Annotated in this window: 10 protein-coding genes and 1 tRNA gene; 6 read left to right on the top strand and 5 right to left on the bottom strand. The window is 66.5% G+C overall.

Going from position 1 to position 10,404, the window contains the following annotated elements; all coding sequences use genetic code 11:
- Window positions 1-335: 335 nt before the first annotated feature.
- Window positions 336-408: transfer RNA gene (locus tag NVV90_RS00920), tRNA-Lys, on the bottom strand.
- Between the two features lie 135 nt (window positions 409-543).
- Here NVV90_RS00920 and NVV90_RS00915 point away from each other — a divergent pair.
- From NVV90_RS00915 to NVV90_RS00905, 3 genes are all read left to right on the top strand, one after another.
- Window positions 544-1,203: a hypothetical protein gene (locus NVV90_RS00915; RefSeq protein WP_258439324.1), complete on the top strand. Its 660-nt coding sequence runs from the start codon at window positions 544-546 to the stop codon at window positions 1,201-1,203.
- A gap of 236 nt (window positions 1,204-1,439) precedes the next feature.
- Entirely contained in the window at window positions 1,440-2,057 is a 618-nt protein-coding gene (locus NVV90_RS00910) for a DUF47 domain-containing protein (protein ID WP_258439323.1), read from the top strand.
- A 1-nt stretch (window position 2,058) separates the two neighbouring features.
- Window positions 2,059-3,069: an inorganic phosphate transporter gene (locus tag NVV90_RS00905; RefSeq protein WP_258439322.1), complete on the top strand. Its 1,011-nt coding sequence runs from the start codon at window positions 2,059-2,061 to the stop codon at window positions 3,067-3,069.
- 33 nt (window positions 3,070-3,102) lie between these two features.
- Here the strand turns inward: NVV90_RS00905 and NVV90_RS00900 are convergent, their stop codons facing one another.
- The 4 genes from NVV90_RS00900 to NVV90_RS00885 form a co-directional block, all read right to left on the bottom strand.
- A complete protein-coding gene (locus NVV90_RS00900; protein WP_258439321.1) occupies window positions 3,103-4,002 on the bottom strand; it encodes an RNA polymerase sigma-70 factor in 900 nt (299 codons plus the stop codon).
- 5 nt (window positions 4,003-4,007) lie between these two features.
- A complete protein-coding gene (locus NVV90_RS00895; RefSeq protein WP_258439320.1) occupies window positions 4,008-4,589 on the bottom strand; it encodes a carboxymuconolactone decarboxylase family protein in 582 nt (193 codons plus the stop codon).
- An 89-nt stretch (window positions 4,590-4,678) separates the two neighbouring features.
- Complete coding sequence (locus tag NVV90_RS00890; protein ID WP_258439319.1) at window positions 4,679-5,347, bottom strand: response regulator; 669 nt, start codon at window positions 5,345-5,347, stop codon at window positions 4,679-4,681.
- Window positions 5,344-6,921 (bottom strand): sensor histidine kinase, encoded by a 1,578-nt coding sequence (locus tag NVV90_RS00885; protein ID WP_258441025.1) that lies wholly within the window; start codon window positions 6,919-6,921, stop codon window positions 5,344-5,346. The genes NVV90_RS00890 and NVV90_RS00885 overlap by 4 nt, the downstream gene beginning before the upstream one ends.
- Window positions 6,922-7,193: 272 nt before the next feature.
- Here NVV90_RS00885 and NVV90_RS00880 point away from each other — a divergent pair, with 272 nt between their 5' ends.
- The 3 genes from NVV90_RS00880 to NVV90_RS00870 are packed head-to-tail and all read left to right on the top strand — an operon-like array spanning window position 7,194 to window position 10,280.
- On the top strand, window positions 7,194-8,207 hold the full coding sequence (locus NVV90_RS00880; protein ID WP_258439318.1) for a tripartite tricarboxylate transporter substrate binding protein: 1,014 nt from the start codon (window positions 7,194-7,196) through the stop codon (window positions 8,205-8,207).
- Entirely contained in the window at window positions 8,204-8,725 is a 522-nt protein-coding gene (locus NVV90_RS00875; protein ID WP_258439317.1) for a tripartite tricarboxylate transporter TctB family protein, read from the top strand. Before NVV90_RS00880 ends, NVV90_RS00875 begins: the two co-directional genes overlap by 4 nt.
- Before the next feature lies 1 nt (window position 8,726).
- Window positions 8,727-10,280, top strand: coding sequence for a tripartite tricarboxylate transporter permease (locus tag NVV90_RS00870; RefSeq protein ID WP_258439316.1), 1,554 nt, complete (start codon window positions 8,727-8,729; stop codon window positions 10,278-10,280).
- Window positions 10,281-10,404 lie beyond the last annotated feature (124 nt).

The raw sequence follows: 10,404 nt of genomic DNA, 5'->3' as shown, positions 1-10,404 counted from the left end.
CACGTTTGCCTCGTGGATGATGCGAATCCGGAAAGCGCCGGGACAGGCGTTGCTGCCTGCCATCGTGGCGCTCGTGGCCTCTGAGAAGACCACGACGTTGCGTTGTGCCGGAGCGCCCCCAGAGGCTCGGTCCGGACCGTCTGCTGGGCCGCCGATGCGACCCAATCGGGAGATTACGCCTGTGCGAAAAATTAAGTCAATACCCTGTACTAACCACGCGGCGAGTCGGCCTTAGGACACGCCGAGGTTATTCGATTCACAAAATCAGACTTGTTCCAAAATCCCGCGCAAACAACAGCAGGCCAGAGACTGTGTGTCTCTGGCCTGCGAAAGGGTGGGCCCTGTGGGGATCGAACCCACGACCCACGGATTAAAAGTCCGATGCTCTACCAACTGAGCTAAAGGCCCCTGCCGGTTGTCGAAACAGCCGGCCCAGTCCATTTCTGGACGATAGATACTTTACCCCACCTCGGGGTGGGCTGTGGCACATTGGCCCAAGGCACGCTGCTCGACCCCGGCGGCACACGGGAGTAGCGTGGTGGCATGAGCGAACAGCCAGGACCCCGCGCCTACGGCGGAGCAAACAGGCACCACAAGCCCAAGCCCTTCGCGCCCATAGACTATGAACCGTTCGCCGGCGGGGCAGACCCCGCGCGGGTATCCGAGGCCGCCCACCTCGCCGCGCAGGCGTTGGTGCGCCGCGGCCGCGAAAGCGATGACCCCAAGGTCACCAAGCGTCTCGTGAAACTGGCCGACGAACAGGGCCTGGAAGCCATCGCGGAAATGTGGGCCGAAAGCCCGGCCAGGTCCTTGCCCGGTGCCCTCTGGCGCCTCTACGCACTGCGTGCGGCCACCATGCAGGATTCCGAGCGGATTTCCGTGTACTTCAAGGCCGGCCGTGACACGGCACAGGTCTCCAATGTGGTGGCCGGCGCCGCTGAACCTCCCGGCGCCGACGAAATGAGGAGCATGGCGGACGCTATTCTTCACGGGGCGTTCGACGGCGATTTCGACGTCGCGCTGGAACGTTCGGCGGCTTTCTGCCGGGTCGTGGCGCTCGGCCAGGCCACCATCGCCGACGGCGCCGAGCACTCCAACGAGGGCCACGCGAGCAAGCTGACGCGAAATTCCCACCAGCTCGTGAAGACCGCCGAGGACCTTGAGCACGCCGCAAATGCGTGGCGCTTGGGCGAGCTGGACTAACAGTCCGTCCGTGGTGGAACCCCTGCCAGCCCACCACTTCCCGGCCCGGCTGTCAATGTTGACTTAGCCCGGCGGACGTAGAAAACTGAAACTGGTGTCGAACCGCGAAACCCCCGGGCTTCAACTTATAGCCGCTTCGAGCGGCCTACCGCCGAGAGGCGTATCCGGTTCGGCACCATTTTTATGCCCATGGCAACGATGCCGGTACCACCTGCCCCTCCGACACCGAAGGCACCATGAAGCTGCGCCTCTTTCCCCAGGAACCCGCCGGACTGGTCCTTCTCGCACAGATGGCCGGCCAGATCCTTGCCGCCACCGGAACCATGTCGGAGATCCTGGGCGCACAGGCCAGTGAGCACGAGCGCCTGGCCGAAGAGCTGCACGAGCACGAGTCCAAGTCCCTGGACCTGCACTTCGCACTCCTGACGCACATGCGCACCAGCTTCGTGAACCCGCTCCCCCGCGAGGACATGTACGCCCTGTCCCGGCACCTCAACGATGCCATGGAGAAGCTGGACGCCGCGGGCGAACTCATTGCCCTGTACAAGCTGGACCGCCTGCCCAAGCGCGCCGCGGACCAGCTGGAAATCATCAGCCGCCAGGCCGAACTCACGGTGGACGCCATGCGTAAGCTGGACAACCTCGATGAGTTGGAGGACTACTGGATCGAGATGCTGCGGCTGGCCAAGCGTGCCGAGCGCACGCACCGGGTCTGGGTTGCCGAGCAGCTCAGGGACCTGAAGTCCGCCCAGTACGCCCGGCACCGGGACATCGCCAACCAGCTGGTGCACGTCACCAAGGAAATGCGGAAGGTTGCCACGCAGGTAGGCAGCATCATCGTCAAGGAATCGTGACGTGACCCCCGCCTTCCTCGTCCTGGTAGTGGGGCTGTCCGCCGGTTTCGCCTTCTTGAACGGCTTCCGGGACGTCTCCAACGCCGTCGCCCTGTCCACCCGGACCCGGGCCCTGACGCCTTCCGTTGCCGTGCTGCTGGCAGCCATCTTCAATTTTGTGGGCGCCCTGCTCAGCGGCGGTTTCGTGCTCGCCTTCACCCAGTCCTGGATCACCCTGCCCAGCGGCGCCAGCGGCCTGACCATGCTCGCCGCAGCGTTGGGCAGCGCCATCCTGTGGGGCGTGTACGCATGGTGGCGCGGCATTCCGCTGTCCTCCACGAACTCGCTGGTGGGCGGCCTCATCGGCGCCGCCACGGCCAGTGTGGTGGTGGGCGGCAATGCCGTGGGCGGAGTGGACAACGTGCTGCTGACCCAGGTGGTCCTGCCATTGGTGCTGTCGCCGGTCATCGCCTTCGTGGTGGCCTACCTGCTCGTCTGGCCCGTGACGTGGGCGGCGCGCTATACCCAGCCGGATGTGGTCAACGGCCGCTTCCGCCGGGCGCAGGCAGTCTCCACGGCCGCCGTGGCATTCGGCCACGGGCTCCAGGACGGCCAGCGCACGGCGGCCGTGGTGCTGTTGGCACTCGTTGCGGCCGGCTTGTCCAGCGGCAGCGAGGTCCCGCTGTGGGTGCTCCTCCTCACGGCCGCCATGCTGACCGCAGGCACCCTGTTCGGCGGATGGCGGATCTCCCACACCCTGGGCCACAAACTGACCCATGTGGATCCGCTGCGGGGATTCGTGGCGCAGACGCTGACCTCGGTCATGCTGTTCATCGGCGCCATCGGGCTCCACCTGCCGCTTTCCACCACGCACACGCTTACGGCGTCAGTCCTCGGCGCCAGTACCAACCAGTCCTTCTCCGGCACCAACCGCAGGCTTGTCATCAGGATCCTGACGTTCTGGGTCCTCACGCCCCTGGTCACCGCGGCCGTGGCGTTCATCCTGGAACTCGCCTTCTCGCCGCTCAACTGAGCTTCCCGGGCAAGCGTCCCGGCGGCGGAGCTGCTAGCGCGCGAGCTGGGTTTCCGCCTCCAGCCAGCCGAGCTTGTCCGGGTTCCGCATGGCGAAGATCCGTGCGATCCTGCCGTCCTCCACCACCACGCTGATGAGTGACGGACCTCCGGCTTCGTCGTCGATCCGGATGCCGAGGCCGCCGTTGAGCCAGAGCAGGGCGATTTTCGGGTTGATCGCGGCCTGTGGGAAGGACTTCAGCAGGTTGACCACCTTCTTGGCACCGTAGACCGGCACCCGTACGGCCTGCGCCACGCCGCCGCCGTCCGCGACGAGGACGACGTCGGGAGCCAGGACATCCATCAGGCCCTGCACATCCCCGGTGGTCACCGCCGCGATGAACCGTTCGACGACCTTCTCCTGTTCGCTGCGGTCCACCTGCATCCGGGGGCGTCGCGCGGCCACGTGGGAGCGGGCCCGGCTGCCGATCTGGCGCACGGCCGCCGGCGACTTGCCCACGGCCTCGGCGATCTCGTCGTAGGGTGCGTCGAACACCTCCCGCAGCACGAAGACCGCCCGCTCCACCGGGGTCAGCGATTCAAGGACAGTGAGCATGGCGATCGAAACGCTCTCGGCCAGCTCCACGTCCTCGGCGACATCGGGGACGGTGAGCAGCGGCTCTGGCAGCCACTCCCCCACGTACTCCTCCCGCCGTCGGCTCAGCGTGCGCATCCGGTTGAGTGCCTGGCGGGTGACGATACGGACGAAATAGGCACGCGGGTCACGCACCTCCGCATGGGCTTCGGCACCCAAGGCGGCCCACCGAAGCCAGGCCTCTTGCACCACGTCCTCGGCATCGGCGGCGGAGCCGAGCATCTCGTAGGCGACGGTGAAGAGCAGGCTGCGGTGGGCGACGAAGACGTCCGATCTGTCCGTGGTCCCGGGGTTGCTCATGCCGGTCACGCTACTACGCGCCCGCTTGGCGCCGCGAGCGGCTTCAGGCCGCAGGCATCCGCGAAGCCCTCGGACTCGATGCCGAGCGCAACGTTGCCGCGGGTGGTGAGGTTGGCGTAGCCGATCACGCTGGTCAGCTCGACCAGCGCCGGTGCGCCGAGCTGCTCGAGCAGCCGGGCAGCAAGCTCGTCGGTGACGGTCACGGGCGTGGTGCTCATGGCCTCGGCATATTCCAGGACATCACGCTCCAAGGGCGTGAAGACCCCGGAATCGCGCCAGCGCGGAATCTGCTGCGCCTTCTCCAGGTCGAGGCCGTGGTTGTGCGCCATGAAGTAGTTGAAGTCCAGGCACCATGTGCAGCCGATGAGCGAGGCCACTGCCATGTGGGCGTAGGACTTCAGCGACTCGTCGCAGCTGTCCCATTTCTGCAGTCTTTGGCCCATGCCCATGGATGCCTTGAGCACGGCTGGGTTGTGCCACATAACGCCCAGCGACTCCGGCACCTTGCCGAACATCTTTACGCTGAACTTCTTCACCAGGGTGCCATAGAGGCCGGTGATTTCTGCGGCCGGGATCCGGGTAGTCATGATTCCTCCTGCGGGTCGGTTTTGGTCCTTCGACATGAAGACACCGCCCGCGCACAATCTGTGACAACCCGATTCCGAAAATCAGTAATTCAGCCCAGGCCTTTGTACCGGCGCTCGGGCCGGCCGATCCCGCCGTAGCGTAGCTGGACCGCGGCGCGTCCTTCCTCCACGAGGTATTCGAGATACCGGCGGGCGCTGACCCGCGAGGTGCCGAGCGCGTCAGCGGCCTCGGTGGCGGACAGATCCGCGCCGGCCTTGCGGAGCAGATCCTCCACAAGACTCAAGGTCTCGGTGCTGAAACCCTTGGGAAGCGGACGCGCCGTCCCGCCCAGCCCGAACACACGGTTCACGTCGGCTTGTTCCGCCGTGCTCTTCGAGGAATCCAGCGAACCATAGCTTCGCCGGTAGTGCTCCAGCCGCTCGCGCAGGTCATCACCGGAGAACGGCTTCATCAGGTAGTGGACGATGCCTCCGCGCAGCGCTCGCCTGACCGTGTCCACCTCGCGTGCGGCGCTGATGACCAGGACGTCCAGCTCGGGTACGGCTTCCCGCAGCTGATGCAGCAGCTCGAGGCCGCTGATGTCCGGCAGATGGATGTCCAGCAGGACCAGATCGGGCATGAGGCGCCGGGCCTCGATGACCGCCTGGGCGCCCGTGTGGGCGACGCCCACCACCTCAAACCCGGGGGTCTGCCGGACAAATCCGGAGTGGACCTTGGCCACCATGAAGTCGTCGTCGACTATCAGGACCTTGATCATGTCAATGGGCTCCGCTTCTGCAGGCGTGCTGTGAAAACGGCGCCCTTGTCGTTGCGGACGCCCACCTCGCCGCCGCGCCTCAGACATACTAGCCGCGTCAGCGGCAGCCCGAAGCCCCGGCCGCCGTCGCCGGTTGATGTTTTGGTGGTGAAGCCGCGCCGGAAGATGTCATCCATCTGCTCCGGGGCGACGCCGGGGCCCGAGTCGCGGACGGTGACCAGCACGTGGTCTGTTTCCTCGGTGACGCGGATGCGCACCGTGGCTTCCGGGGCTCCCGTGACGGCGTCCATGGCGTTGTCCACCAGGTTCCCCACCACCGTGGTCAGGTCGCGCGAAAGCTGCTCGTCCACGCGGCCAAGGCGCGAGTCCTCATCCAGCTGCAGGGTCACCACGCGTTCGCCGGCCAGGCTGGTCTTGGCGATGAGCAGGGCCGCGAGCGCGGGGTCGTGGATCCGCGAGGTGACGTCGTCGGAGAGCCGGTTCCGGCTCTGGCTGACGCCGTTGACGAAGCTGACCACCTCCTCGTATTCGCCCAGCTGGATCAGCCCGGAAATGGTGTGGAGCTGGTTCGCGAACTCGTGGGTCTGCGCCCGGAGCGTGTCCGTGGTGGTGCGCGTGGCCCCGAGTTCCTTCTCCAGCGAGGACAGCTCGGTCCGGTCGCGCAGGGTGGTCACGGAGCCGATGACGCGTCCGTGGGAGCGCATGGGTTTCCGGTTCAGCACCACCAGCCGCTCACCCACCAGGACCAGGCGGTCCGGGTCCGGCTGCTCCGTGGTGAGGTCCTCCCGCAGTTGCTTTCGCATGGCCAGCTCCTCGAGCGTCCGGCCAACGCAGTCCTCCGGAAGTTCCAGGAACTGCCTGGCGCTTTCATTGGCCACGGTGATCCGCTCATGCGGGTCCAGGGCGATGACCCCTTCCTTCACGCCGTGCAAGATGGCTTCCCGGTGTTCCACAAGCCCGGCGATCTCGCCCGGTTCCAGGCCGAAGGTCTGCCGCTTGATGCGACGCGAAAGCAGCAGCGAACACGCGGCGCCCAGTGCCAGCGAGACGCCCAGGTAGGTCAACAGATTGGGGACCGCCTCGCCCAGCCGCTCCGGGACAGAGGGGTATTGGCGCCCGACGGCGACGATGCCCACCATGGTGCCGCCGTCGTCGAGCACTGGCACGTGGGCCACCAGCGACGTGCTGCCCTCCATGCTGACCGCACCGGTCCACGCCCTTCCTTCACGCACTGCACTGGACCCGAGGTCCAGGGGCGTGCCCAGCTTGGAGCTGTCCGGGGACGTGAGAATGGTCAGGTCCGGCTTGGCGAGGATGACAAAGCTGGACCCGGACACTGTCCGGGCGGACTCAGCCACCGAGGGCAGGGCGGCACCCTGGCGGGGCTCCGCCGTCGGAAGCAGCGAGCGCACCACCGGCATCGCGGCCAGCGATTCGGCGGCGGAGAGCGCCCTCCTGCCTTCCACGCGCTCAAAGGTCTGGGTGGACTGCGCCAGGGAGATCGCGATGACACCCAAGAGCACCGCCAGGACAATCAGCAGCTGAAACCCCAGGAGCTGCCCCGCCAAGGACAGCCGGCGCCGTCGCAGGAATCTGGGCCTGCCGGCACCGTGCGGCTGGGCCTGTTTCGGCAGCGCATCTTTGAGCCGCGCATCTTTGGGCAGCGCATCATTGGGCACAGGGGGTTCCTTCGGAAGGGTGGAGGTCCATTCATTATCGGGCACGGAAAACCGATTGCGGCTGTGACCACAATGAACAAAACGTTCTTTGAGAACACAAGCGTGACCTGCGTCACGGGTGGCCATAGCGTGGAGCTACTCCCACCAATGACGAGAAGAGGAACATCATGCGTCGATTGAACGTATTGCGCGCCCTGGCCGTGACTGCAGGCATCGCACTGGCAGCAACAGGCTGCGGTGTGACCGGCAGCGCCGATGCCGGCAAGGCGAGCAGCAGCTCATCGGCTTCAGGCCCGCTGACCGGGCTGAGGATCATGGTCCCCAACACCCCGGGCGGCGGTTACGACACCACTGCCCGCACCGCAGCAAAGGTCATGGGCGAGACCAAGACCGCCACGAACGTCGAAGTCTTCAACCTGGCGGGCGCGGGCGGCACCGTCGGCCTGGCGCGCCTGGTCAACGAAAAGGGCAACAAGGACCTGGCCATGCTCATGGGCCTGGGCGTGGTCGGGGCCAGCTACACCAACAAGTCCGAGGCGAAGCTGACGGCCACCACTCCCCTGGCCCGGCTCATCCAGGAACCGGGCGCCATCATGGTGGGCAAGGATTCCCCGTACAAGACCATCGACGATCTTGTGAAGGCCTGGAAGGAAGACCCGTCCAAGATCGCCGTCGGCGGCGGTTCTTCCCCGGGCGGCCCGGACCACCTGCTCCCCATGCAGCTTGCAAAGGCCGTGGGCATCGACCCCAAGAAGGTCAACTTCGTCTCCTTTGACGGCGGCGGCGACCTGCTCCCGGCCATCCTGGGCAACAAGATCGGCTTTGCCGCCTCCGGCGCCGGCGAATACATGTCCCAGATCAAGTCCGGTGAGGTGCGCGTGCTGGCCACCAGCGGCGAGTCCCGCCTGGATGGCGTGGACGCCCCCACCCTCAAGGAATCCAAGATCGACCTCGTCTTCACCAACTGGCGCGGCATCGTGGCCCCTCCGGGCGTTTCCGACGCCGACCGCGACCGCATCGTGGAAACCCTGACCAAGATGCACGGCAGCGAGGAATGGAAGACCGCCCTGAAGACGCACGGCTGGACCGACGCCTTCATCACGGGCGACGAGTTCAAGACCTTCCTCACGGACCAGGACAAGCGAGTTGCCGATGTACTGAAGGAACTGGGGCTGGCGTGACGCAGCAAACCACCGACGCCGGCAAACCGGCGGCGGGCAAGGGCCGCTCCGAGCTTGGCATTGCTGCCCTGCTCGGGGCGGCCGGCGCCGTCGTTCTTTGGGACGCGTCCCGGCTAGCGGTCCCGTATTCAGTGTCCGATCCCGTGGGCCCCAAGACCATGCCCATCATCATCGGGAGCCTGCTCCTGGTCACTGCCGTCCTGCTGGCCATCAACGTCCTGCGCGGCGGGCGCGGCCAGGCAGAAGAGGGCGAGGACGTTGACCTGAGCCACCCCACTGACTGGAAAACCGTCCTCCCCCTGGTGGGCGCCTTCATCCTGAACATCCTGCTGATCGACGTTGCCGGCTGGGTCATTTCCGGGGCGCTGCTCTTCTGGGGCAGCGTGTGGGCCCTGGGCGGCCGCAACTATGTCCGCGACGGGCTCATCTCCGTGGCCATGGCCCTGGCAACCTTCTACGGCTTCTACTTCGGGCTGGGCATCAAACTGCCCGCCGGCATCCTGGCAGGAATCCTCTGATATGGATACGTTCAACTTGCTCCTGGGCGGGTTTGCCACAGCGCTGACCCCCATGAACCTTCTGTTTGCCTGCCTCGGCGTGCTCCTTGGCACAGCGGTGGGCGTGCTGCCGGGCATCGGCCCGGCCATGGCGGTGGCATTGCTCCTGCCGCTGACCTACAACCTCGAGCCCACCAGTGCGCTCATCATGTTCGCCGGCATCTACTACGGCGGCATGTACGGCGGCTCCACCACATCCATCCTGCTGAACACCCCCGGCGAATCCTCCACCGTCATCACGGCCATCGAGGGCCACAAGATGGCGAAGGCAGGCCGGGCGGCACAGGCCCTGGCCACGGCTGCCATCGGCTCCTTCGTGGCCGGCACCATCGGCACCGCGCTCCTGGCAGCCTTCGCCCCCTTCGTGGTGAAGTTCGCGGTGAGCCTGGGCCCGTCCAGCTACCTGGCCATCATGGTCCTGGGCCTCTTGACCGTGACCGCCGTCCTGGGAGCCTCCAAGCTCCGCGGCTTCGCGTCCCTTGGCCTCGGCCTGGCCATCGGCCTGATCGGCATGGATCCTGTGACCGGCCAGCAGCGCCTGGTCTTCGGCATCCCGCTGCTGACCGATGGCCTGGACATCGTAGTGGTGGCCGTGGCGATCTTCGCCGTCGGTGAAGCCCTGTGGATCGCGGCGCACCTTCGGCGCAACAAGATGTCCACCATCCCGGTGGGCCAGCCATGGATGGGCAAACAGGACTGGAAGCGCTCCTGGAAGCCGTGGCTCCGCGGCACCGCGCTTGGCTTCCCGTTCGGCGCCATGCCGGCGGGCGGCGCCGAGGTCCCCACCTTCCTGTCCTACTCGATCGAAAAGAAGCTCTCCAAGCACAAGGACGAATTCGGGCATGGTGCCATTGAAGGCGTGGCAGGTCCCGAGGCCGCCAACAATGCCTCGGCCGCCGGCACACTGACTCCCCTGCTGGCCCTGGGCCTGCCGACCAACGCCACCGCGGCAGTCATGCTCGCGGCCCTGGTGCAGTTCGGCATCCAGCCCGGCCCCCTCCTGTTCCAGAACGAGCCCGTGCTGGTCTGGGGCCTCATTGCCAGCCTGTTCATCGGGAACACCCTGCTCCTGGTGATCAACCTGCCCATGGCGCCCCTGTGGGCCAAGCTGCTGCGGATTCCCCGGCCCTACCTGTACGCAGGAATTCTGTTCTTCGCCACGTTGGGCGCCTATGCGGTCAACATGCAGGCGTTCGACCTGATCATCCTGCTGGTGCTGGGTGCCCTGGGCTTCGCCATGCGGCGTTTCGGCCTTCCGGTCCTGCCCCTGATCATCGGCCTGATCCTGGGCCCCCGGCTCGAGGGCCAGCTGCGCAAGGCCTTGCAGCTAAGCGCCGGCGACATCAACGGGCTGTGGAACGAGCCCGTGGGCGTGGCGGTGTACGCAATCGTGGCGCTGATCCTCGCCTGGCCGCTGCTGGCCCTCGGGTGGCGCCGCTTCGGGCCCCGGAAGCCGCTCGACGGCGGGACCCACCCCAGCGAGGCAGAGCACGCCCCCGCCCCACTCCCCAAGTAAGTAGCCTTTGTGTCCCTTGCGGGACGCCCGTTCCGGGCTGAAAATGTGCTTGTGGCCGCCTGCCAACGCCGTGCTTCCATGGTTCGTTGAGGCCGCTAAGTAGCCGGGCGTTGGGGGTCACGTT

Source organism: Arthrobacter sp. CJ23, from assembly GCF_024741795.1.
Lineage (GTDB): Bacteria > Actinomycetota > Actinomycetes > Actinomycetales > Micrococcaceae > Arthrobacter.
This window is presented reverse-complemented; position numbering and strand designations above follow the sequence as displayed.